Annotated in this window: 22 protein-coding genes; 16 read left to right on the top strand and 6 right to left on the bottom strand. The window is 57.8% G+C overall.

Features of this window, described 5'->3' with window-relative positions; genetic code table 11:
* The first annotated feature begins 9 nt into the window (after window positions 1–9).
* The 6 genes from DU29_RS0111335 (at window position 10) to arfB (ending at window position 6,992) form a co-directional block, all read left to right on the top strand.
* Window positions 10–201 (top strand): DUF1289 domain-containing protein, encoded by a 192-nt coding sequence (locus DU29_RS0111335; protein ID WP_028621811.1) that lies wholly within the window; start codon window positions 10–12, stop codon window positions 199–201.
* Window positions 202–370: 169 nt separating this feature from the next.
* On the top strand, window positions 371–1,636 hold the full coding sequence (gene rluB, locus DU29_RS0111340) for a 23S rRNA pseudouridine(2605) synthase RluB (protein ID WP_028621812.1): 1,266 nt from the start codon (window positions 371–373) through the stop codon (window positions 1,634–1,636).
* 939 nt (window positions 1,637–2,575) lie between these two features.
* Window positions 2,576–3,988 carry an amino acid permease gene (locus tag DU29_RS0111355; protein WP_028621813.1) on the top strand — a complete coding sequence of 471 codons (1,413 nt, stop codon included), beginning with the start codon at window positions 2,576–2,578 and terminating at the stop codon, window positions 3,986–3,988.
* 991 nt (window positions 3,989–4,979) lie between these two features.
* A complete protein-coding gene (locus DU29_RS0111360; RefSeq protein WP_028621846.1) occupies window positions 4,980–5,480 on the top strand; it encodes an Hcp family type VI secretion system effector in 501 nt (166 codons plus the stop codon).
* On the top strand, window positions 5,473–6,159 hold the full coding sequence (locus DU29_RS0111365; RefSeq protein ID WP_236645600.1) for a DUF4225 domain-containing protein: 687 nt from the start codon (window positions 5,473–5,475) through the stop codon (window positions 6,157–6,159). The genes DU29_RS0111360 and DU29_RS0111365 overlap by 8 nt, the downstream gene beginning before the upstream one ends.
* Window positions 6,160–6,578: 419 nt before the next feature.
* A complete protein-coding gene (gene arfB, locus DU29_RS0111375; RefSeq protein ID WP_007902485.1) occupies window positions 6,579–6,992 on the top strand; it encodes an alternative ribosome rescue aminoacyl-tRNA hydrolase ArfB in 414 nt (137 codons plus the stop codon).
* On the opposite strand, the gene DU29_RS0111380 is transcribed toward arfB, so the two are convergent.
* From DU29_RS0111380 to phhA, 6 genes are all read right to left on the bottom strand, one after another.
* Window positions 6,989–8,188, bottom strand: a complete 1,200-nt coding sequence (locus DU29_RS0111380; protein WP_028621815.1) for an MFS transporter — start codon at window positions 8,186–8,188, stop codon at window positions 6,989–6,991. The two genes, arfB and DU29_RS0111380, sit on opposite strands and share 4 nt — an antisense overlap.
* 103 nt (window positions 8,189–8,291) lie before the next feature.
* Window positions 8,292–8,489, bottom strand: a complete 198-nt coding sequence (locus DU29_RS0111385) for a hypothetical protein (RefSeq protein ID WP_028621816.1) — start codon at window positions 8,487–8,489, stop codon at window positions 8,292–8,294.
* 74 nt (window positions 8,490–8,563) lie between these two features.
* The gene (locus tag DU29_RS1000000133515; RefSeq protein ID WP_268871177.1) at window positions 8,564–8,695 is read right to left on the bottom strand and encodes a hypothetical protein; all 132 of its coding nucleotides are present in this window, start codon (window positions 8,693–8,695) and stop codon (window positions 8,564–8,566) included.
* A gap of 250 nt (window positions 8,696–8,945) precedes the next feature.
* Window positions 8,946–10,139, bottom strand: a complete 1,194-nt coding sequence (locus DU29_RS0111395) for an amino acid aminotransferase (RefSeq protein WP_028621817.1) — start codon at window positions 10,137–10,139, stop codon at window positions 8,946–8,948.
* Window positions 10,139–10,495, bottom strand: coding sequence for a 4a-hydroxytetrahydrobiopterin dehydratase (locus tag DU29_RS0111400; protein ID WP_028621818.1), 357 nt, complete (start codon window positions 10,493–10,495; stop codon window positions 10,139–10,141). The genes DU29_RS0111395 and DU29_RS0111400 overlap by 1 nt, the downstream gene beginning before the upstream one ends.
* A gap of 70 nt (window positions 10,496–10,565) precedes the next feature.
* Window positions 10,566–11,357, bottom strand: a complete 792-nt coding sequence (gene phhA, locus DU29_RS0111405; protein ID WP_028621819.1) for a phenylalanine 4-monooxygenase — start codon at window positions 11,355–11,357, stop codon at window positions 10,566–10,568.
* 392 nt (window positions 11,358–11,749) lie between these two features.
* Here phhA and DU29_RS0111410 point away from each other — a divergent pair, with 392 nt between their 5' ends.
* The 10 genes from DU29_RS0111410 to DU29_RS0111455 all read left to right on the top strand — a co-directional run bounded on the left by DU29_RS0111410 (window position 11,750) and on the right by DU29_RS0111455 (window position 24,214).
* The gene (locus tag DU29_RS0111410) at window positions 11,750–13,306 is read left to right on the top strand and encodes a sigma-54-dependent phenylalanine hydroxylase transcriptional regulator PhhR (protein WP_028621820.1); all 1,557 of its coding nucleotides are present in this window, start codon (window positions 11,750–11,752) and stop codon (window positions 13,304–13,306) included.
* A gap of 110 nt (window positions 13,307–13,416) precedes the next feature.
* On the top strand, window positions 13,417–14,118 hold the full coding sequence (locus tag DU29_RS0111415; RefSeq protein ID WP_028621821.1) for a WbqC family protein: 702 nt from the start codon (window positions 13,417–13,419) through the stop codon (window positions 14,116–14,118).
* A gap of 53 nt (window positions 14,119–14,171) precedes the next feature.
* A complete protein-coding gene (locus DU29_RS0111420) occupies window positions 14,172–17,717 on the top strand; it encodes a glycosyltransferase (RefSeq protein ID WP_028621822.1) in 3,546 nt (1,181 codons plus the stop codon).
* 45 nt (window positions 17,718–17,762) lie between these two features.
* Window positions 17,763–18,491, top strand: a complete 729-nt coding sequence (locus DU29_RS0111425; RefSeq protein WP_028621823.1) for a class I SAM-dependent methyltransferase — start codon at window positions 17,763–17,765, stop codon at window positions 18,489–18,491.
* 8 nt (window positions 18,492–18,499) lie between these two features.
* A complete protein-coding gene (locus DU29_RS0111430; RefSeq protein ID WP_161781288.1) occupies window positions 18,500–19,336 on the top strand; it encodes an NAD-dependent epimerase/dehydratase family protein in 837 nt (278 codons plus the stop codon).
* Window positions 19,333–20,310 carry an ATP-grasp domain-containing protein gene (locus tag DU29_RS0111435; RefSeq protein ID WP_028621825.1) on the top strand — a complete coding sequence of 326 codons (978 nt, stop codon included), beginning with the start codon at window positions 19,333–19,335 and terminating at the stop codon, window positions 20,308–20,310. Before DU29_RS0111430 ends, DU29_RS0111435 begins: the two co-directional genes overlap by 4 nt.
* Window positions 20,291–20,989 (top strand): metallophosphoesterase family protein, encoded by a 699-nt coding sequence (locus DU29_RS0111440; RefSeq protein ID WP_028621826.1) that lies wholly within the window; start codon window positions 20,291–20,293, stop codon window positions 20,987–20,989. Before DU29_RS0111435 ends, DU29_RS0111440 begins: the two co-directional genes overlap by 20 nt.
* Window positions 20,986–22,131: a dTDP-4-amino-4,6-dideoxygalactose transaminase gene (gene rffA / locus DU29_RS0111445; protein ID WP_028621827.1), complete on the top strand. Its 1,146-nt coding sequence runs from the start codon at window positions 20,986–20,988 to the stop codon at window positions 22,129–22,131. Before DU29_RS0111440 ends, rffA begins: the two co-directional genes overlap by 4 nt.
* Before the next feature lie 166 nt (window positions 22,132–22,297).
* Entirely contained in the window at window positions 22,298–23,077 is a 780-nt protein-coding gene (locus DU29_RS0111450) for a class I SAM-dependent methyltransferase (RefSeq protein ID WP_028621828.1), read from the top strand.
* Window positions 23,078–23,476: 399 nt separating this feature from the next.
* A complete protein-coding gene (locus DU29_RS0111455) occupies window positions 23,477–24,214 on the top strand; it encodes a flagellar basal body rod protein FlgF (RefSeq protein WP_028621829.1) in 738 nt (245 codons plus the stop codon).
* The last annotated feature ends 13 nt before the right edge of the window (window positions 24,215–24,227 follow it).

The raw sequence follows: 24,227 nt of genomic DNA on the forward strand, positions 1-24,227 counted from the left end.
GAGAATTGGATGAGCTCAACCAAAGACCCCTGCATCAGCGTCTGCAAATTCACCGAGGAGCACATCTGCATCGGGTGCGGACGCAGCAAGCGCGAGATCAAGGCCTGGAAGAAGCTCGACAAGTCCGACAAACGCACTGTGCTCGCAGAGGCGGCCATGCGCTTGATCAAACTCGGCGCCACCGGTCGGCGGAAAAAATAACCTGGCGCCCATCAGCTAGTCTCTGATGCGCAAACGCGTGCATGAGCGTATGATTCGCGACCCTTCGGCGATCGCTTCGCCCAGGTTCTGCAAAAAGTACCCAGATTTACATCGCTTCAGGACGCTCAATTCAGCGCCGCCTGAACAGACCACACCGGGAGGTGCCCAGATGAGTATCAAAGACCAGAAAGACGGCTCTAAAGACGATCAGGAAATCGGCCCAGCAGGCGAAAAACTGCAGAAAGTCCTCGCCCGCATCGGCGTCGGCTCGCGCCGTGACGTAGAAGCCTGGATCAGCCACGGCCGCATCAAGGTCAATGGCAAAGACGCCACCCTCGGTCTGCGCGTCGACCTGCATGACGCCATCACCATTGATGGCAAGGTGATCAAGCGCGAAGAAGCCGCCGAGTCGGTTCGCCGCGTGATCATGTACAACAAACCTGACGGTGAAATCTGCACCCGTGACGACCCTGAAGGGCGTCCGACCGTGTTTGACAAGATGCCCAAGCCGAAAGAAGGCCGCTGGATCAACATCGGTCGTCTGGATATCAACACCACCGGTCTGCTGATGTTCACCACTGATGGTGAGCTGGCCAACCGTCTGATGCACCCTTCCTACGAGATGGACCGTGAATACGCGGTACGTGTGCGCGGCGAAGTCGATGACGAAATGATCGAGCGTCTGAAGGCAGGCGTTGTCCTTGAAGACGGCCCGGCCAAATTCACCGACATCAAGCAGGCGCCGGGCGGCGAAGGCTTCAACCACTGGTACCACTGCGTGGTGATGGAAGGTCGCAACCGCGAAGTCCGTCGTTTGTGGGAATCCCAGGGCCTGGTGGTCAGCCGTCTGAAGCGTGTGCGTTTCGGTCCGGTGTTCCTGAACTCCGATCTGCCGATGGGTCGCTGGCGCGAAATGAGCCAGTACGAAGTCGACATTCTGAGCGCTGAAGTCGGCCTCACGCCTGTGGCCATGCCGCAGATGAACGCCAAGAGCAAAGACAAGCTCGACCGTATGCAGCGCAAGTCGTCGCGTCCAATGGGCAAGACCGAACGCGTTCGTACCTTACGTCCAGCTGCGGGTACTCCGGCTGCCGGCCGTGAGTCCCGCGAGCCGCAGATCGAAGGCGAGCGTCCATCGCGCAAGCCAGTCGCGCCTCGTGCTGACGGTGAGCGTGGCCCACGTACTCCGCGGCCGGCCAACGGTCGCGGTGCACCAAGTGGTGGTCGCAGTGATCGCGGCGCGCCAGCAGGCCGTGGTGATTCCGCTCGCGGTACGCCGGTGGCAGATCGTCCTGCCGACACCAAGCGCCCGGCCAAGCCAGCGCCGAAACGTCCGGGGATCAAACTGGTCGACGACAAGCCATCGGGCAAACGCCGCGGTGCACCCGCCGGTTCGGGTCAGCGCCCGGGCTTTGGTCGTCGCAAGCCTGAGTGATCGGGTGAGCGATAAATCAAAAACGCCAGCCTTCGGGCTGGCGTTTTTGTTTGCGTATGCGTTTGGTTGGCGGATGAATCCAAGGGCCTCATCGCGGGCAAGCCCGGCTCCCACAGGTTTCGCATAAGCACAAATCTCCCGCGCATCCCAGAAATCCTGTGGGAGCGTGCGGTGCGGCGATCCGACTTGTCCGCGAAAGGCGTCGCCGCGGATCTTTGTGGGAGCGTGGCTTGCCCGCGAAGGCGTAATTAGCACCACCGCAGATCACCTCGACACCCTATCTCACCTGGCAAATATTCTTTACGCAATGTCAGAAAATCCTGACGGGATTTCCCCTTAGATACTCGACATTCACGCTTAAGCGAGAGATGTAAGGAAATCCTGCCGGGAACCCGCCGATTAGCATCCAAGTAACGCTCTGGCGCGCTTGTTTCACAGACGCTGTGAGGGTGAGATGCGCTCCATACCTGCCGTGCAGGTGCATAACAACAAGGAGGCGCAATGAACGCCGTGATCCAGTTCCTCTCCCAATTGTGGGGCGATATTGCCAGCGTCCCCGCCCATGACCCGCAAAGGTCTGACCCACCCTTCGCAGCTGCCCGAGACCCTCAGGGCGGACACAGGCAATCCCGGCATCCGACCCACTGATCCAGCGGTGTCTGGCAGCAGGGGGTTAGCGGTGTACAATGCGCCGCGTTTTACCTGTGACCTCCTGCGCAAATGCGCAACTTTCGAGGCTATCCGCCTTGTTCACTCCGCCACGCCACAAGCGTTTCGGGTTCGATTTCGTCACAGATAAAAACAAACAGGTGACGCATGACCGTTGTAAATCCGCTGAACTCCTGGTGCCTGCGCTGGGGTTTGATCGGCGCTGCTTGAAATCGAAACCGAGCAGCAACGTCTAGTGAACATCATCAAACCTTGCGTGAGACCCTTTTCATGAGTGGACAAAACTCGCATTCAGGCGAGCTGAAACGCGGCCTGAAGAATCGTCATATTCAACTGATCGCCCTTGGTGGCGCGATCGGTACCGGCCTGTTTCTCGGCTCGGCCGGCGTGCTGAAATCCGCCGGCCCGTCGATGATCCTCGGCTACGCCATCTGCGGCTTCATCGCGTTCATGATCATGCGCCAGCTCGGCGAAATGATCGTCGAAGAGCCGGTCGCCGGTTCCTTCAGCCACTTCGCGCACAAGTACTGGGGCGGGTTCGCCGGGTTCCTGTCGGGCTGGAACTGCTGGATTCTGTACATTCTGGTAGGCATGTCAGAGCTGACCGCGGTCGGCAAATACATTCACTACTGGGCGCCGGACATCCCGACCTGGGTGTCGGCCGCCGGGTTCTTCGTGCTGATCAACCTGATCAATCTGGCCAACGTCAAAGTCTTCGGTGAGGCCGAGTTCTGGTTCGCGATCATCAAGGTGGTGGCGATCGTTGGCATGATTGCCCTCGGCAGCTATTTGCTGGTCAGCGGCAACGGCGGCCCGCAAGCCTCGGTGAGCAACCTGTGGTCGCACGGCGGTTTCTTCCCGAACGGGGTCAGCGGACTGGTGATGGCCATGGCGATCATCATGTTCTCCTTCGGCGGTCTGGAAATGCTCGGCTTCACTGCAGCGGAAGCCGACAAGCCGAGAACCGTAATCCCGAAAGCCATTAACCAGGTGATCTACCGGATCCTGATTTTCTACATCGGCGCCCTGGTCATCCTGCTGTCGCTGACGCCATGGGACAGCCTGCTGGCCACGCTTAACGCGTCCGGCGATTCCTACAGCGGCAGCCCGTTCGTGCAAGTGTTCTCGATGCTGGGCAGCAACACTGCAGCGCACATCCTCAACTTCGTGGTGCTTACCGCGGCATTGTCGGTGTACAACAGCGGCACCTACTGCAACAGCCGCATGCTGTTGGGCATGGCCGAACAAGGCGATGCGCCGAAAGCGCTGGCGAAGATCGACAAGCGCGGCGTGCCGGTGCGTTCACTGCTGGTTTCGGCGGCGGTAACGCTGATCGCGGTATTGCTGAACTACCTGATCCCGCAAAGCGCGCTTGAGTTGCTGATGTCGCTGGTGGTCGCCACGTTGGTGATCAACTGGGCGATGATCAGCTACTCGCATTTCAAGTTCCGTCAGCACATGAACAAGACCAAGCAAACGCCGTTGTTCAAAGCGTTTTGGTATCCGTACGGTAACTACGTCTGCCTGGCGTTTGTGGTGTTCATTCTCGGTGTCATGCTGCTAATCCCGGGCATTCAGATCTCGGTGTATGCAATCCCGGTGTGGGTTGCATTCATGTGGGTGTGCTACGGGATCAAGAATAAACGTAGTGCGCAGCATGCGTTGCAGCCTGCGGTGAAATAACGCTGCGCTCAGGAACTACAAACCCGGCCTAGTGCCGGGTTTGTTATTTAAGGGACTTTTGCTAAGGAGTCGGTGTGTTCATACAGACGAGATCATGGTGTTGGCTTGCTCTCATAATTTGGTCGCGGCGGCTTACTTTACGCCACACCGCGTAATCTTGGGATATAAAAGCGCAAACCTGATATCGCAATGGGAATGTAGGTAAGTATGTAGGCGATTTTCAAGGCGCGTCCCTCCAGAGGGATCACTTCGGTTATGGCCCAAACAACTGCCCCCATAACAGGTATAGAGCACCCCAAAACCAAGCAGGTAACTGATAAGTAATACCGTGTATTTTCGAATTTCATTGAGAAGTCTGGTTCAGTTGTGCAAGAAACTAGATTAATGTGTTCGTTTGAAAAAAGACAACTTTAATGATTTTGTGTCGGAAAGTCTTGTAGGAAAAGTTTAAGTCAAGACCCTGTGGCAGCGTCCTGTCCCACAACAATTTTGGGCGCTATGATAAGCTAGGTGAAGTGTTCTATCTTGGGAGGTAGCCTGCAACACATAGTGCTAGCTTCATTTAGCCGCGTGCTTCAGGAGTAACTCCGTAGCGCAATTTAGGAGCGTGTGCGTTAATGACACTAGAGAATGTTCGGTACCATATTTCAGTTACACTCTTGGTGCTAGGTTGCTGTGGTCTGCCGACAGGCGCCATAGTGTGGTGTCTAACTGGGATTGCTCCGTTGGAAGGAGCGCATCTGAATATAGCTTACGCAGTAACGTACGTGACTCTCGTTTTTTTCGGTTTGCGCTTTTACCTTCCTAGAATGCGTGGCCATGCATAGCTCTGCCTGAGGATTTTGAACTGTAAGCACCGGTATTTTCCTACAGTGATTTCGGAAATTTTGCAAAACAGGGTATGACTTTCTGACTTGGGAAATTGCCTACAACTCATCACGATATATTTATTTTAGTCTGGCGCTCCAATTCACATGGAGTGCGAAGAGTAATGGCCAGCCATAGCTACATGACGATTACGGGCAAGCATCAAGGGTTGATTTCTGCAGGCTGCTCGGGATTTGACTCTATAGGGAACAAGTGCCAGTCCACGCACATGGACGAGATCATGGTGCTGGCTTACTCGCACGATATGGTTGCCGGCCAGGAGGGTGGCCATCAGGCTGGTCGCGGCAAACACATGCCAATCATGATTACAAAAGCCATTGATAAGTCATCCCCGTTGTTAGCGAGTGCGCTGCATGCGGGTGAAGAGGTGGAGTGCGTCATCAATCTTTTCCGGACGGCCTCTGCAGGAGGGCAGGAGCGATACTTCTCAATTCATCTGACAGGGGCGCGTATAGCGCATATCAGCCAGCAAGTTCCTCACGCTATCCGCATGAACGATGCGGAGCCGCAAGAACACGTCTCGATCCGATATCGGGAGATCGCCTGGGCGCATGTGCCTGGCGCGACAAGTGCTCATTGCACGTGGGGTAATGAGGATGAATGAGGAATCGTGTGATATTCACGATGTCGCCAAAGCCGCTTCCGATCTGGTGGCCGTTGGGTGCACGATCGGGTTGAGGCATCTGGCAGATGGAACTGCACGGTTGCGTTTCAGTGCGATTGTTTCGGCGTACGCGGATGAGGTTATTCAGGCGGTTGACCAGGGACTCATCAGCGCATGGCAAGGGCTTCAGGAGCTAAGAGCCGAGCATGACGAATTACTGTCAAAGACTGGTTTTTACCTTCAGAACGGTATTGGTGTTGCGGGTGGTGTGGTGCAGGTCGGGACGGGTGTTTCGATTATCGGCAGCTCGGGAGGGCTCGCTGTCGTGCCTGGAGGATTAATGGTGGGGCATGGTGTGAATAATATCTATGAAGGCATGAGTAATATTTTTCATGGGCAGGATGCTCTTCCGGCAGTCGGCCCTGTGAGAAATTTTTACAGATCGCTATTGGATGAATATCACGGTGACATGGCTTACTACTCGATGGATGTGTCGATTTCTGCATACGGTGTATTCAGAAGCGTGTTCAAGCCTGGCGCAGTGGAATTATTTAGGCGTGACCCCATAAATTACGAAAGCGCATACATGCAAACTGGAATTCTCGCTTTAACGTTTGAAGCAATAGTTGATTTTATAACTCTGAAAACCATTGTTTCAGAGGTGAAGTATTTTGATTGAAGGGGTTGTCAAGTCTTACCGCGCATTCTTGGAATGTAAAATACTAATCCACAAATAACAACGATTGCGTATACCATTAGGTAAGCCACAGACAAATATTTTTCATCTATAAGAATTATTTTTCTAATGCCGAATGTGATGAGCGCCGAGGGTAGGCCTGAGCAGCCTAAAACCATAAGAGTCACTGCGATGTGGTATCGGATGTTTTCAAGATTCATTTCTGATGTCTTCTATCAGCTGGCCCGGTAGATTAATATGGCCGTTCGGAGCCGAGCAACGGCCCTAATGAAAATCAGAAATCGCTGTAAGAAAAAATACCGAGAAAATTACCCTGATCGCGCCTGCACCATTTGATGGTCTGCAATTCAAAAACCATTATTCACGCTATCCTGCACGCTCTGAAACCCGGACGCTTTTCCATGCTGGTAATCTCCAACAATGTGCACCTCCCCGATGCCGAGATTGAGCTGACGGCCATTCGTGCTCAGGGCGCGGGTGGGCAGAACGTCAACAAGGTGTCCAGCGCGATGCACCTGCGCTTTGACATTCCGGCCTCGTCCTTGCCCGAGTTCTACAAGGAGCGGCTGCTGGCGCTGCGCGACAGTCGCATCACCAGCGAAGGCGTGTTGATCATCAAGGCCCAGCAATACCGCACGCAGGAGGCCAATCGCGCCGATGCGCTGGAGCGGTTGACCGAGCTGATCCTGAGCGCGACCAAAGTCGAAAAGAAACGCCGCCCGACCAAACCGACCCTCGGCTCGAAGAAGCGCCGGCTGGAATCAAAGACCAAGCGCGGCAGCATCAAGGCCGGGCGCGGCAAGGTGGATTTCTAGCGGGCATCCCGCTCTTGCCGATACTTTGGTGCTTGCCGGTACAGGTAAACGCTCAGAGCCAACCCGCTTAGCGCGGCGAGCGCAGCAAACAGAAAGATCGACGCAAAGCCAAACCCTGCCGCAATCGCCCCGGCCAATGGGCCAGTAATGCCCAGCGACAAATCGATGAACAGCGAATACGCCCCGACCGCCGCGCCGCGACTGGACGCCGGTACCAGATTGACCGCCTCCACGCCCAGCGCCGGGAACACCAGCGAAAAGCCGAAACCGCTGAGTGCCGCACCGGCCAGTGCCCATTGCGCGTCGGGCGCCAACCACAGCAGCAACAAGCCCAGGGTTTCTACCGACAAACAGGCAATCGCCACACGAAAGCCGCCAAGACGGTTGATCAGGTTGCCGAACAGCAGGCGCGCGCCGATGAAACTGGCGCCGAACAGGCTCAGGCACAGTACCGCGTTGTCCCAGTTGAGCGTCGCGTAATACAAGGTGATGAACGTGGCGATGGTGCCGAAGCCGATCGAGCCCAGCGCCAGACCGCAACCGTGCGGCAGCACGCGCCAGAGCACATGCATGAACGGCAAGCGCTCGCCGACCACGATCGGCGCGGCGGTCTTCGGCCAGGCCAGCGCCAGGCCCAGCACGGCCAGCAAGACGATGCTCGCGCCCATGCTCCACAAACCCAACTGACCGACCAGAAACACCCCAAGCGGTGCGCCGACTGCCAATGCGCCGTAGCTGGCGATGCCGTTCCACGAGATGACTTTGGCGGTATTCGCTGCCCCCACGCGGCCGATGCCCCAGCCGATCGAACCGGAGCCGACCAGGCTTTCGGCACTGCCCAGCACCAGTCGGCCGATCAACAGGCTGATCAGGCTCAGCATCGGCAAGCTTTGCGTCCACGCCGAAATCAGCATGAACACGCCACTCAAGCCGCACCCGGCGAGGCCGTACATCACCGCCAGTTTGCTGCCTTTGTTGTCGATGATTTTCCCCGCATACGGACGGCTGAGCAGGGTGGCGAGGTATTGCACGCTGATCACAAGGCCGGCAACAACGGCGCCGAATCCAAGGTCGCTGTGGACGTAGCCGGGCAGTACGGCGAGAGGAATGCCGATGTTCAGGTAGCCGATGAAGGTAAACAGGACGATGGAAACGACTTGCAGCGTGACCGCCAAGGGGCGCTGGTTTTCAGGCATGAGGTAAAGGTCCACGGAAAAGCAGGATAGATAGGCTGCTTATGATAGCGGCGCGAATGGCCGCGGGTCGTGGAAAAGTATAACTATTTGCCGGGCGGGCACTTCAGGGTTTGGTGGGGGCGACCAGGTGAGTCGTGACCAGGGCGGCCAAGGCGTTTTCTTCAGTGCCGAAACGGGCAAGCAGGGCAGCCTGTTTTTCGGGGGAGAGGCGACTCCAGATGTCGATCATCTTCTCGGCAGTGCCGATCAGAATGCTGGCCTGCAGCTCTTCATCAACAGGCGGGATGATTTTGTCGGTCATGGCAGGGCTCGGGGTTCAGGCGGTGTGGAAAGCGCATGTTAGCGCTTTCCACACGGTCTGGCATTGCGGGTGTTTCAGTCTTCGCTGTCGGCTTGGCGGCGTTCAGTGGCTTGTGTCGGCTCGGGCGGTTGGGCGCCGGCTTGTTGCGTGGTTGTCTGCTCAGTTTCGTGCAGGCTTGGGAAGGGGAGATTAGGAATCTCGTGCATGGTTCGCGCTCCTCGCAAAGTCTGTTGATAGATCTGGTAGATCCGCGCTTTTACAAAGCCTGCGCAGGATACAGCAGAAGAAATGACAAATAGACTTTTATCTCGATTTTCTGCGACCAATGGCCGCACCGAGGAACTTTTCGAAAAACCTGTAGCAGCTGCCGAGCCCGCGAGGCTGCGTCCCGCTGCGCCACGCACCCGACGCAGCCTCGCAGGCTCGGCAGCTGCTACAGGGGAACCGGCAGGCTATTTATTTGCAGACTTTGGCGATGGCTTCGGCCAGGAGGTCGAGGCGCGTTGCATCGATCCCGGCGACGTTCGCCCGGCCGGTGCCAACCATGTAAACGCTGTGATGATCGCGCAGGTTTTTCACTTGATCGGGCGTCAACCCGGTGTAGGAAAACATCCCGCGCTGTTCGCCAATGTGCGCAAACCGCTCGCGCAAACCGTGCGGTTCCAGCGCCTCCACCAGACCGCTGCGCAACTGGGCAATGCGCAAACGCATGGCTTCCACTTCATCGGCCCAGAGACTTTTCAGCTCCGGATCGCCAAGAATCGTTGCCACGACAGCCGCGCCATGATCCGGCGGCGTCGACCACAGGTTGCGGGCGATGTTGGCCAATTGACTGCGGATGTCGATCAGCTTGTCTGCGCTTTTCGCGCAAACAATCAATGCACCGGTGCGGTCGCGATACAAGCCGAAATTCTTCGAGCACGAACTGGTGATCAACACTTCCGGCAGTGCAGCCGCGAACAGCCGGGTGGACCAGGCATCCTGTTCCAGTCCGTCGCCAAAACCTTGATAAGCGAAATCAATCAGCGGCACAAGATCGCGGCTGCGCACCAGGTCGAGTACCTGCCGCCACTGGTCATGATTCAAATCGAAACCGGTCGGGTTGTGGCAGCAGGCATGCAGCAGCACCACATCGCCTTTCGGCGCTTCACGCAGGGCTGCGAGCATTGCCTCGACATCAAGACGATTATCGCTGCCGACATAAGGGTAGTGGCTGACCTTGACCCCGGCGGTGGCGAAAATGGTTTCGTGAATCGGCCAGGTCGGGTTGCTCAACCAGACGCCGCGGCCCGGCAGGCATTGCGCAATGAAATCGGCGCTCAGGCGCAGGGCACCGGTACCGCCCGGGGTCTGCGTAGCGCCGACGCGTTGCTCGGCGATCAGCGCCGAGTCGGCGCCGAGCACCAGTTCACTGATGGCTTTGCCGAATGCCGGTTCGCCGTGACCGCCGATGTAGGTCTTGGTGGTCTGACGATCCACCAGACGCTGCTCGGCCAGCTTCACCGCTTGCGGAATCGGCGTCAGGCCGAAGGAGTCTTTATAGACACCGACGCCGAGGTCGAATTTACCCGGATTCTGGTCCTGCGCGTAGGCCTCCATGAGGCCCAGAATAGGGTCGCCGGGAACTCGGCCAATGGCGTCGAAATGCATTATTTGCGGCCCTCGGCGTCTTTCGCTACGTCGTCAGTGCGCGCGGCCATGATGAAGTCGTTGCGGTGCAAGCCCTTGATCGAATGGCTCCACCAGGTCACGGTGACTTTGCCCCATTCGGTGAGCAGGCCCGGGTGATGACCTTCGGCTTCGGAGATTTCACCGACGGCGTTGGTGAACGCCAGCGCGTGCTTGAAATTCTTGAACAGGAAAACCTTCTCCAGCTGCATGACGCCATCGCGGACTTCGATATTCCAGTCCGGGATCTGCTTGATCAATACCGGGAGTTCTTCGTCGCTGACTTGCGGTGCATCGGCGCGGCAGGCTTCGCAGTGGGCTTGATTCAATGTCGACATGGTCTGTTTCCCGATTCGATTCTTGTTAGACGTTACTATTTTTCGGCGCGTGCCGCGACTGCCGGGGTATTCAGGCAGCCTTCGGTTTAGGCGGAAATTTCGGTGCGTGCAAGCCAAGCGTCATGCCTTGCTTGACCATGCCCATGATGTCTTCGTGGGCCAGATCAAACAGGCGCTTGAGATTCGGCAGGACAAAATACAGCGGTTGCAGAATATCGATGCGGTATGGCGTGCGCATGCACTCCAGCGGATCGAAGGCCTGATGCTCAGGTTCGGCCGACAGGCAGTAAACGGTTTCTTTCGGTGAGGAGAGGATCCCGCCGCCGTAGATGCGCTGACCTTCTGGCGTGTCCACCAGGCCAAACTCGATGGTCATCCAGTACAGACGCGCGAGATAAACGCGTTCTTCCTTGGAAGCCTGTAGGCCAAGTTTGCCGTAGGTGTGGGTAAATTCGGCAAACCATGGGTTGGTCAGCAGCGGGCAGTGGCCGAAAATCTCGTGGAAAATGTCTGGCTCTTGCAGGTAGTCCAGCTCTTCGCGAGTACGAATAAACGTCGCCACCGGGAACTGCTTGTTGGCGAGCAATTCGAAAAAGGTCTGGAAGGGAATCAGTGCCGGCACGCGAGCCACCTGCCAGCCGGTAGTTTCGCCGAGGACTTTGTTGATCTCGCCCAGTTGCGGAATACGGTCGTGAGGCAGGCCGAGTTTCTCAATGCCGTCCAGATATTCCTGGCACGCACGCCCTTCGATCACTTTCAACTGGCGCGTGATCAGCGTGTTCCACACCGCATGTTCTTCGGCGGGGTAGTCGATAAAACCTTGCGCATCGGGCTCGCGAGCCACGTATTGCGTCTGTTTCATGCTGCTCTCCTGCTAGGGGATATCGTTCTTGTTATGTCCTGCTATGGACCTAGAAGTACTCCATCAGGTGCCGGGTTGCAGCACATGCGGCGTGCCATGCGTAGGAAAATTCGCGAGATAACGTAAAGCATTCGTTACAAACTTGCGGGCATCTCGTAGCAATCATGATTTCCGGGCTTGAAAAGGGCGCCAGCTGTCACATAATCTTTACGAATATATTGAGGGCTGCGTAGAAAATTCCTGCCCTGATCTTTGTGGGAGCAGCCGGCTGGCGATGCGGTGGGTCACTCGACATCAATGTCGTGTGATGGATTGCTATCGCCAGCAGGGCTGGCTCCCACAGGTTTGGGCTGTGTCTGCACCCTGCTCATTGGTTTTTTCAGGCGTTTAATATGCGTATCAAAGTTCATTGCCAGAACCGCATCGGCATCCTGCGCGACATTCTCAACCTGCTGGTCGAGTACGGCATCAACGTCGCTCGCGGTGAGGTCGGTGGTGAGCATGGCAACGCGATCTACCTGCATTGCCCCAACCTGATCAACATTCAGTTCCAGGCGCTGCGTCCGAAATTCGAATCGATCGGCGGAGTCTTCGGTGTCAAGCGGGTAGGGCTGATGCCCAGCGAGCGTCGGCATATGGAGCTGAACGCTTTGCTGGGTGCTCTGGAGTTTCCGGTGCTGTCGATCGACATGGGCGGGTCCATCGTGGCGGCCAACCGCGCGGCGGCGCAGTTGCTCGGCGTGCGGGTGGATGAGGTGCCGGGGATTCCCTTGTCGCGGTATGCCGAGGATTTTGACTTGCCGGAACTGGTGCGCGCCAACAAATCGCGGATCAATGGCATGCGGGTGAAGGTCAACGGTGACGTGTTTCTCGCTGATATCGCACCGCTGCAATCCGAGCATGACGACAGCGAAGCCATGGCCGGTGCGGTGCTGACCCTGCACCGCGCCGATCGGGTCGGGGAACGAATCTACAATGTGCGCAAGCAGGAGCTGCGGGGTTTCGACAGCATTTTTCAAAGCTCGAAGGTGATGGCGGCGGTGGTGCGCGAGGCCCGGCGCATGGCGCCACTGGATGCACCGCTATTGATAGAAGGCGAAACCGGCACCGGCAAGGAGCTGCTGGCGCGCGCTTGTCACCTGGCCAGCCCACGCGGGCAGTCACCCCTAATGGCGCTCAACTGCGCCGGCCTGCCGGAATCGATGGCCGAGACCGAGCTGTTCGGCTATGGCCCAGGCGCTTTCGAAGGCGCACGCGCCGAAGGCAAACTCGGCCTGCTGGAACTGACGGCGGGCGGTACGCTGTTTCTCGACGGCGTTGGTGAAATGAGTCCGCGGCTGCAGGTGAAATTACTGCGCTTTTTGCAGGACGGGTGCTTCCGGCGTGTAGGCAGTGATGAAGAGGTCTATCTGGATGTAAGAGTAATCTGCGCGACGCAAGTTGATTTGTCCGAACTGTGCGCTCGCGGGGAATTTCGTCAGGATTTGTATCACCGCCTCAACGTGTTGTCGCTGCATATTCCGCCCTTGCGAGAATGCCTCGATGGTCTGACGCCGCTGGTCGATCACTTCCTCGATCAGGCCAGCCGGCAGATCGGTTGCGCGCTGCCGAAACTTGCGCCGGCGGCAATGGATCGGCTCAGCCATTACCATTGGCCGGGCAACGTTAGGCAGTTGGAGAACGTGCTGTTCCAGGCGGTTTCCCTGTGCGACGGCGGCACGGTCAAGGCAGAACATATCCGACTGCCGGATTACGGCGCGCGTCAGCCGCTTGGCGATTTTTCGCTGGAGGGCGGTCTGGACGCGATAGTCGGGCGCTTTGAAAAAGCCGTGCTGGAGAGTTTGTATGCCGAGCATCCGAGCAGTCGGCAATTGGGTAAGCGGTTAGGGGTTTCCCATACGACCATTGCCAATAAGTTGCGGGAGTATGCAGTGGACAAGGCTGAGTGATGGCTGGCATGCGATTTGCTCAATCGGAACCAGTCCCCGCTGTTTCATGTTCGGTGGCGATTTATTGACAGGGCAGAGCCCCGGTTCCCGCTGCGTACGTGAGGGTCAGGATGCACAAGAAAATAGCTGTGGTGCAGTCGAACTATATTCCGTGGAAGGGCTATTTCGATCTGATGCGCAGCGTCGACGCGTTCATCCTGTATGACGACGTTCAGTACACCCGGTGTGACTGGCGCAACCGCAACAAGATCAAAACCGCTCAGGGGGAGCACTGGCTGAGTATTCCGGTCCGGAAGAAGGGGCTCCTCGGTCAGTTGATCAATGAAGTCCAGATCAGTAATCAGGGTTGGGCTGAAGCGCACTGGAAGACTATCCAGCAGAGCTACCGCCGCGCAGCGTGCTTTTCCCAAATGGAGGCACCTATTCGTGCGCTCTACGAGCAGGCTGCCGACCTCACCCACCTGTCCCGAATCAACCACCTGTTCATCGCCGGGTTGTGCCCTCTGCTGGGTATTCACACGCCGCTGTACCGTTCCGAAGAGCTCGGCGGTGCAGAGGGTCGAAATGAGCGCCTGATCCACCTCTGCCAAGCGCTCGGCGCCCGCGAATACCTTTCCGGACCTGCCGCCAGTTGCTACCTCGACGAAGCGGCGTTCGCTGCCGCCGGAATTACCGTGTCCTATATGAGCTATGCCGGCTATCCCGAATATCCACAGGTGTACGGCGACTTTCAGCATGCACTCAGCGTCATCGACCTGTTGTTAAACACTGGCGCAGATGCAACAGCTTTTATGAAGCAAAGGTCTGCCTGAACGGGCCTTACCAGTGACACCTTGATTGATTTGGATTTTGGAGATTGCACCCGATGTCGAACCTTGCGCTGCCAGACGCTTACTCGCACGAACAGGCGTTGGCGCGTCTGCAGCTGATGTATGCCAAACCCGAGCATCCTTATTATTTCCTGGCGCCTCCTTACCGTGAAACTTCGTCCGGCATCGTCTCGCTGCACTACCTCTGCCACATGCTCAATCTCAACGGGCGCGAGGCTTACATCTGCGGCACTGACGGGGTCAATCCGGAACTGAAGACGCCACTGCTCGATTCAACCATTGCCCAGCGCCATGTCGCAGCGGGCAAGGTACCGATTGCGGTGTATCCCGAGGTCGTTTCGGGCAATCCGCTGAACCGTGCGGTCGTGGTGCGTTTCCTCCTGAACTTCGAGGGTTTTCTCTCGGGAACAAACATGGACGCTGCGGCCAGCGACCTGTTTTTCTATTACGCGGCTCGGCTCGCCGAGCACCGTGGCGACCCTGACGGTGACCTGTTGTGCCTGCCGACCATTGATGTCGGGCTGTTCTCGAAAGGGGTCGCTGAAACCGTGCGCGAGGGGTGCTACCTGTACCAGAACCGCCATCCGTTGGCGCAGATCGACTACTCGCAACTGCCAGCGGACATCCGTCTGCTGAGCATGGCCAATGCGCTGACTCTGCCCGAGCTGGCTGGGCTACTGCGCAATGCAGAGGTGATGTACACCTATGAATGGTCGATGACGTGCGTGATCGCGGTGCTTTGTGGATGCCCGGTGATATTCATTCCGGGATATGGCGTCGACCAGCAACTGCTCGACAACAGTTTTTTTGGCAGCGTCGGCTTTGCCATGCTCGATCAACCGCAGCCGTTGGAGCATGCTCGGGCGAGCCTCGGCGATGCCTTGCCGCGTTATGTTGAACGCACCGCATCTTTCTGGCAGCAGCTGGACGTGTTTATTGCCAAAACCCAGGCGGCTGCTGCTCGAGAGGCGGCCGGGAACCGTTTAGGTGCGCTTGACTGGTTGCGCCAACGCTACCCGCTGCCGCAGCAACTGCGTTTGATCAATGAGCGGCTGGCAAGTCCGGCGGCGCCCGGTTTCACTGTCCTGGTCCGCGATGACGGCGATCAGTTGGCACTGGCTCGCACCCTGGACAGCCTTGATAAGCGTTTGTACCAGCGTGTTCATGTGTGCGTGATGGGCGGCGCTGATCCAGGGCGGGTCGACGTTCAGTGGTTGCCGTGTGATCCGAGGCATCCTGCGGCCGCGATCAATACACTGCTCGAAAGCAGCCAAAGCGATTGGTTCATGCTGATCGAGGCCGGTGAGGAGTTCATTGCCGCGGGGCTTCTGGTGACGGCTCTGAATCTGCTGGAGGCGCCGGAAAGTTGCCTGGCGGTTTACGCCGACGGGGCGCAGCGCGGTGGGAATGGGGTAGTCGACATCGCGTTGCGGCCTGATCTCAATCTGGATTTGTTGCTAGCGTATCCGGCCAGCCTTTCCCGTCACTGGATGTACCGTCGTGAGGCACTGGTGAGCGTTTGCGGTTTTGATGATTCCTGCGGCGGCGCATTCGAATTGGCCTATCAACTGCGCCTGATCAGCGAACAGGGGGGGGCGAGCATTGGTCATGTCAGCGAACCCCTGCTGATCGCCAACGAGATTCGACAGTCGGAATGCGCTGATGAGTGCGCGGTCATTGATGCGCTTCTGCAAGCGCGTGGCTATAGCCAGGCGCGAGCGATTGCGCTGGAAGGGGAGCCGGGACGCTATCGTATCGACTACGGCCATGAGCGACAGGCCTCGGTCAGTATCCTGATTTGCCTGGAAGGGCAGCTGGTGCATTTTCAGCGTTGTCTCGAAAGCATGCTGACGCAGAGTCATTCTGTGGACTACGAAGTCTTGCTGGTAGAGCCGGGCTGTGACGATCCCGCTTTGCTGGAGTGGCTGGGGCTGGTCGAACAGATGGGCGAAGGTCGCTTCCAGGTTTTGCGTTTCACGCCGGGGCAGTCCCGTGCGGCCATGTGCAATGCGGCGGCACGGGAAGCGCGCGGCGAGTATCTGGTCTGGGTCGATGCGCAGGGCGCCGTGCTTGAGTCCGGGTGGTTGCAGGCATTGCTCAATCACGCCCAGCGCCCGGAAGTCGGCGCTGTGGGCGGCAAGTTGCAGGGCAGCGATGGCAGCACACGCCTGGGCGGTCTTGTGTTGGGGCTGGGAGGGACTGTCGATCGGACTGCAGAGGGCTTGTCATCCCGGTCGGCGGGTTACCCCGCACGGCTTGGACTTGAGCAGAACTGCTCCGCAGTGGGCGCCGAATGCCTGATGCTGCGTCGAGCGCTTTTCCTCGAGGCAGACGGCTTCGACACAGATCCGCTGCTGGCACCCTGGGCGGACGTCGATCTCTGTTTGAGGCTGCAGCAGGCCGGTTACCTGAACGTCTGGACGCCCCACGCACGGCTGTTGCTGGACGCTGTGTCTGGCCCCTGTGCGAGTAGCGAGCAGGAGGACGCCTTGTTCGCGCGCTGGCTACCCCAATTGGCCCGCGATCCGACCTACAACGTCAATTTTTCGCTGCGCGCCGACAAGGGATTTGCCCTGGAAAACAACGACCTGAGCTGGCAACCGTTGCAAGGCAGCGTGCCTAAGGTGTTGGTCGTTGTGACTGAGCAGCAGGCGGCAAGTGATTTGCGGCTGATTCAGCCGCTGAGGGCATTGCGTGAAGGCGGGCAGATCGAAGGCGCGGCTGTTCGCAGTGTGCTGTCGCCGGTGGAGATCGAGCGCCTGGCGCCGACAACGGTGGTGTTGCAGCGCCCTCTCGATGATGCCGGGCTACTGGCTCTGAGTCGCCTGAGGGCGTTTTCCAACGCATTCACTGTCTACGATCTGGACGGTTACTTGCCACAGATGGACTTGAAGAATGACTACACTGCCGATGAGCTGCTGGAGCGTATGCGATTTGGAATGATGCAGGCCGATCGGGTACTGGTTGGCACGCCTGCGCTGGCCGAACTGTTGCAGGGCCAGCACGACGATATCCGTGTGCTGGAAAGTCTGCTGCCGCCCGGATGGGGGCGTGTGCAAAGCAAGCGACGCACGGGGGTCAAGCCTCGCCTGGGCTGGCTGGGTGGCAAAGATACTCATCTGCTGATCGATGTGCTGCCTGCGCTGGCAGACGAAGTGGATTGGGTAGTGCTCGGCGAGTGCCCCGAGTCGCTGCGGCCTCTACTGACCGAGTTGCATCCCGGCGTCGAGCAGCACCAGTTGGCAGCGGCCCTGGCAGCACTGAATCTTGATCTTGCGCTGGTGCCCATGGCGCAAACCCTGGGCAATGCCTGTTCTGGTGATCTGCGTGTCCTGCAGCATGCCGCTTGCGGGCATCCGATCATTTGCAGCCGGGTGCCGGGTTTTGTCGGGGGCGATGTATTGCCGCTGTCGCGAGTGAACAACGAGTCGCAAGACTGGATCCGGGCGATTCGCTTGCACCTGGAGGACCGCGATGCCTCTGCGGCTCTAGGGGACGCTTTGCAGTCGACCGTGCGTGCGCAGTGGCTGCTCGAAGGCGAGCGCCTCGACGCCTGGCGACAAGCCTGGCTGGCCAGTTGATGCCTTTTAATTATTCCCTTGGCCGCTCAGTGGAGTGCATGTGAAATGAGCAACCATCTTGATACTTTTCTCCCAGCCTACAGCGACAGCTTTGGCTATGCCTATGACAACAACATCATGCTCAACTGGTACCCCCAGCGCATCATGGCGCTGTGCACCGAGGAGCAGAGCTTGCTGGAACTCGGCATTGGTCACGGTTTCACTACCAACCGCTTCTCGCAGTTCTTCCGAGAGCACACGGTAATCGATGGCTCTGCATCGGTGATCGCCCAATTCAAAACACAGTACCCGGACAATACTGCCGCAATTGTCGACAGTTACTTCGAAACATTCGACACCGACAAGCGATTCGATCTCATCGTCATGGGCTTTGTCCTGGAGCATGTCGATGATCCACAAACCGTATTGCAAAGGTTCAAACACTTTCTCGCGCCGGGCGGCCGTTGCTTCGTTCTGGTACCCAATGGCGAATCTCTGCATCGACGCTTCGGTCACGCTGCGGGGCTCCTGGATGACATGATGGCGCTGGGCAGTGGCGATCTGGAGCTGGGCCATATGCGCAGCTATTCGATGCAAACCCTGACCGCCGAACTGGAAGCTGCCGGACTTCAGGTGGTGCGCAAGGAAGGCTTGTTTCTCAAGCCGTTCACCACCGGGCAATTGAAAGACTTGAACTTGAGTGCGGACGTCATCACAGCCATGTGCACCGTGGGCATCGACTATCCGGAACTGAGCTGCGCAATGATGCTTGAAGCGACAGTCGCCCACTCATGAAAAGCCTGGTGATCGGAAGTACCTCGGCCGTTGGCAAGGCAGTCGCCTGTGCGTTGTCGCGCTACGGTCAGGTCAAGCTGGCGGGCCGTCGCGATGCCGATATTGCCTTTGATCTAAGTAGCCAGACTCCCTCCAACAGCGACGAGCGCTTCGACGTGGTTGTGCTGGCCGCTGCCGATTTCGGCGGTAACCAGCCAGATGATCTGATTCGCGCCGAACTGGTCAACAGTGTCGGTACATTGGCGGCCTGCCGCCTGGCCGAACAGTGCGGGGCGCGTCATTTTATTCTGTTGTCTTCGCGTTGGGCTTGCCACCAGGCGACGGATCCTTATTTCGGCATTTACTCGCTGTCCAAACGCCATGCCGAAGAAGTCGCGAGCCTGTATTGCCAGGCGCGTGGCATGGCGTTGAGTGTCCTGCGCATCAGTCAGGTCTACGACAGTGGCGAGCAGTGCAGGTCTCATCAACCGTTGTTATACGCCATTGCCGACAAGGCCCAGGCTGGGCAAACCGTCGAGCTGTACGGCAGTAACGACGCCAGGCGCAATTACCTGCATCTGAGTGACTTTGCCGAGGTTTGTGCGCGGCTGGCAGAGCAGGGCATTACCGGTTTGTACAACTGCGGCCATCCCGAAACGCCGCGTCTTTCCGAGATCGCCGAGGCCGCATACCAGGCGTTTGGCAAGCCGGTGGATGTTCGCTTCCTGGCGGAAAAAAACGATATTCCCGACCTGCCGCCGTTTGACTGCGCGCATGAGTTGTTCGAGCGAATCGGTTTCATTCCGCGAATAGATATTCGCCGCGGCTTCGAACTGATGAGAGCGCACCGGGAGAATCTGTCTTGAAGACCGTCATGGTTACTGGCGTAGGGGCAATCATGGGCTACGGCCTGCTCAAGTCATTACGTGCCGCGGACCCTTCGGTTCGCCTGGTGGGCACTGACATCTACGACGACGCCGTCGGTCGCGGCTGGTGCGATGCATTTGAGCAGGCGCCGTTGACCGCTGCCGCTGAGTACGGCCAGTGGCTGAGCGATACAGTGGCCAGGCACAAGGTTGACTTGCTGATTCCGGGGATCGAACAGGATATTCATTGGCTGTCGGACAACCGGGCTTTGTTGGCCACGTTTGCCTGCCAGGTCGTGCTCAACAATCAGCACTTGATCAACCTTTCCAGAGATAAATGGGCAATGGACCAGGCGCTGGTAGCACTGGGAGATGCCAGCCGTATTCCCAGTTTTCTTTCCGGAGATTTTCAAACGCTCAAGGCTGTCCTGGGCCTGCCGTTTCTGCTCAAGCCGCGCCGAAGCTATGCCTCCAAAGGGTTGGTCTGGGTTCGCCAAGAGAGCGACTTTACACCTCATGCAGCGCTGCTCGGTGAGCACCTTATGGCGCAGCCCATCATTGGCAGCGCCGCCGACGAATTCACCGTGGCGGCGTTTGGCGATGGCAAGGGTGGCACCGGCCCAACCATCAATTTTCAGCGCAGTCTGGCCTCAGACGGGTCCACCGCCAAGGCTCGGGTGTACCAGGACGACTCTCTGGATCAGACGGTCATCAGGTTGTGCCGAGCGTTCAAGCCGATGGGGCCGACCAATCTGCAGTTCCGTCGTGGCACCAACAATATCTGGAGCCTGCTGGAGATCAATCCGCGCATCTCCTCGACCAGTTCGATACGTCGCGCATTTGGTTACAACGAGGCCGCCATGTGCCTGGATCATTACCTCGACAACAAGACACTGCATCAGCCCTCCATTCGCAGTGGGTTCGCTGTTCGTTATATAGAGGATTTCATTGTCTATGATCGGGATCATTTCTGACGTGCACGGCAATTACGGCGCCCTTCGCACTGTGCTTGCCAGGCTGGATGAGCTGGGTGTGTCGCGGATTATCTGTCTGGGTGACACGGCCGGTTATTACAGCCAGGTCAATGAGTGTTGCGAGGCCTTGCGCGAGCGCAATGTTTTTTCCGTGATGGGCAATCACGACGCGTACCTGGCCAGAAATGAGCGATGCCCCCGCTCCAATAGCGCCAATGCGTGCCTGGACTATCAGCGGGGCGTCATCACTGCGCAGAATCTGGCATGGCTTGGCTCACTTGCAGAGCGTTCAAACGAGCATGGCGTGAGCATCGTCCATGGCGGCTGGAGTGATCCGCTGGACGAATACGTGCGGCCTTCGCAGGCGTATTTCGCGCAGTTGCCTGGCCATTATTTCGCATCTGGCCACACCCACGTGCAGTACTTGTGGAGCGGCGAGGGCAAGGTCTACTGCAATCCCGGTTCGGTCGGCCAGCCGCGTGACGGTGATTCTCGGGCAGCCTTTGCGACATGGGACGGTGAAGCGTTCGTCCTGCATCGGGTTGAATACGATATCGGTGAAACTCAACAGGCGATGAAGAGGGCCGGCTTCACGCCCTACTTTTATGAAAATCTTGATACAGGCACTCAGATAGGTGGGCGGCTCAGTTCGGTGCCTGCCCAGGGAAGTTTGCAATGAGCAAAGAAACGATCCTCTTCAATCGTCCGCACATGACCGGCAAGGAGCTGGATTACATCGCCCAGGCCAAGTTTGGCAACATGCTTGCGGGTGATGGCCCGTTCACCAAGCATTGTCACCGCTGGCTGGAGTCGCACACGGGCTGCAACAAGGCGTTGCTCACCCACTCATGCACCGCAGCGCTGGAAATGGCCGCCTTGCTGCTGGACATCCAGCCTGGCGACGAAGTCATCATGCCTTCGTATACCTTCGTCTCCACGGCCAATGCATTTGTCTTGCGCGGTGCGGTGCCGGTTTTCGTCGATATACGTCCTGATACCCTGAACCTGGACGAGCGTTTGATCGAGGCGGCGATTACTCCAAAGACCAGGGCTATCGTCCCCGTCCATTACGCCGGTGTGGCTTGCGAAATGGATAGCATTCTGGCCATTGCGCGCAAGCACGGACTGGCTGTCGTTGAAGACGCCGCGCAAGGTGTGATGTCAACCTACAAAGGTCGAGCCTTGGGCAGTATCGGTGACCTGGGGGCATTCAGCTTTCACGAAACCAAGAACGTGATCTCGGGGGAGGGCGGGGCTTTGCTGGTCAATGATCCGGCGCTGGCATCGCGCGCCGAGATGATCCGCGAGAAAGGCACCGATCGAAGTCGATTCTTCCGGGGCGAGGTGGACAAATACACATGGCAGGAAGTGGGCTCCTCATTTCTGCCCGGAGAAATAACGGCAGCCTTTCTATGGGCCCAATTGCAAGAAGCCCAAGCCATCACCGATAGCCGCCTGGCCATCTGGGGCAATTATCATGACGCTTTGTCGGCGCTTGAGCTGCGAGGGGCACTGCGTCGCCCGATCGTTCCTGAAAGTTGCCAGCACAACGCCCACATGTATTACGTACTCATCGCCCCCGGGCTGGATCGCCAAGTGGTTGTTGATGAGCTGAAGAGACACGACATCTACACCGTTTTTCATTACGTGCCGCTGCATTCATCACCCGCTGGAACGCGCTATGGGCGAGTGCAGGGTTCGATGGATGTCACCGATGAATATTCCGAGCGTTTATTGCGTTTGCCGCTATGGCTTGGTTTGTCCAATGATCAACAGGAACGGGTAGTGGGGGTTCTGGCCGAGGCATTGGCAAAGGCCTGATTTGGCGATCCCATGACCTCACGGATCCACCGTGGACCGGAGCCGCCGACCTGGTTCGAAACTCCGCTCAACGTGTTACCCAAGCAGTCGATACAACCCCAAGGGCTACCTCACTCGTGTGCTTAGCGCCGTAGCGAGGGCTGGAATCATAAAATCAGGAGCAGGTATGAAAGTCTGTATTACTTACCGAGAAACCTTTTACCACCTTCTCAAAGCGGTATTTGACGCGTGCAACAAGCAGCCAGTCGTTGCAGAGCTGGGCGTGTTGCGCGGCGAAAACGCGCTGAAGCTTTACAATGCGCTCAACCCTAAAGAGATGGTCCTGATCGACAGCTGGAGCCCCGCTGCCAATGATGCCTACAGCCCTTTTGATCAATTGCCGCCATGGGTCGATTCGGTCGACAAGTATGCCTACTACTATGGCGGCCCCATGCATGACATGGCCACGTACGACACTCTGTATCAGGAATGTCTGAGCAGGTTTGCCGACAAGGACAACGTGACTGTCATCCGCGCCGAGACCATTGCCGCGATTGACGAAATCAAGACAAGAACCGAAATCGACAAATTCGATCTGGTTTACATCGATGCAAATCATCAGTACGAATACATCCTGCGCGATTTGATGTACTACCAGGACCTGCTGACCGACGATGGCTTCATCCTCTTGAACGATTGCTGTCATAGCCTGCAAGGCACCAAGCAGAACCTGGGCGTGCTCGAAGCGATGAGCAGTTTCATCAAGCGCTCTGACTTCATCCCCGTGGCGGTCACCAATACCGACTGGTCTGACGTGATTCTGGTCAGAAAGAACTCACTGATGGTGCAGCTTATCGACGTTGCGCTGGCCAACTCGGATATCCCCTTTGTCGAAATCCCTCACCAGCTGATGCCCGCGGCGCGGGTGGTCTACGGACAGCAGCGTATCAACCTGAGCTTCGTCTGACGCGTCCGGTATCAGGCGCGATAATCGGGCTTCGTTTTTCTGCGGTGGTGCTCTTTGCGCCGCCGCGGTTCCCCCGTTTAACGATCAAAAGATCGCAGCCTCGTTTCACTCGACAGCTCCTACAGGGGCAGGGTTTATCCATAAGCTCTGGATCTCCGGGGGGGGGCGGCGTAGGAGCTGTCGAGTGAAACGAGGCTGCGATCTTTCGACCGGTTGCCGCGAAGCGGCATAACACCGCCGGTTTTTCGTCTTCGTCCCATTCATTGAAAGCCCTCTTGTTGCCTTCACGCCCAGCATTTGCCGGGCCTTGCGCCGTCAAATAAAAGTTGGTCTGCAAATTGCTTAAGGCTCAGCAGTACAGCAGTGGACGGCAAACGTCCGGCATGCAGAGGAATGAGTGTGGACAAGTACCTTTATGTGGCAATGACCGGCGCCAGCCAGAATGCACTGGCGCAGAAGGCTCACGCGAACAACCTCGCGAACATCTCTACCAACGGTTTCCAGAAAGACCTGGAGCAGGCGCGTTCGATGCCGGTGTTTGGCGACAGCTTTCCGGCGCGTGCGTTTGCGCTGTCGGAACGGCCGGGCACTGACTTCTCTCCAGGTGCGTTGGTGCAAACCGGACGTGAACTCGATGTCGCCGTGCAGGGCAATGGCTGGCTCGCCGTGCAGAACCCGGATGGTGGCGAAAGCTACGTGCGCACCGGCAGCCTGAACATCGATGCGCTCGGCGTATTGCGCGCCGGCAACGGCATGCCGGTGATGGGCAACGGTGGGCCGATTTCCGTGCCGCCCGAGCAGCAGATCGAAATCGGTGAAGACGGTACCGTCAGCATCCGTGCGATGGGCGAAGGCCCGCGCGTGATGGCGGAAGTCGACCGGATCAAACTGGTCAACCCGGATTTCAAGAACATGACCAAGGGCCTCGATGGCTCGATCCACACCAAGGACGGCCAGCCGGCGCAAGCCGATGCCAACGTCAAACTGGTGTCCGGATTTCTCGAATCGAGCAACGTCAATGCCGTGGAAGAAATGACCTCGGTGCTGGCGCTGGCGAAGCAGTTCGAACTGCACATCAAGATGATGAATACCGCCAAAGAAGACGACCAGGCCATGGCTCGGGTCTTGCAACTCTAATAATCATCACAAC

The organism is Pseudomonas sp. Ant30-3 (genome assembly GCF_000690905.1).
In the GTDB taxonomy this organism is placed as follows: Bacteria; Pseudomonadota; Gammaproteobacteria; order Pseudomonadales; family Pseudomonadaceae; genus Aquipseudomonas.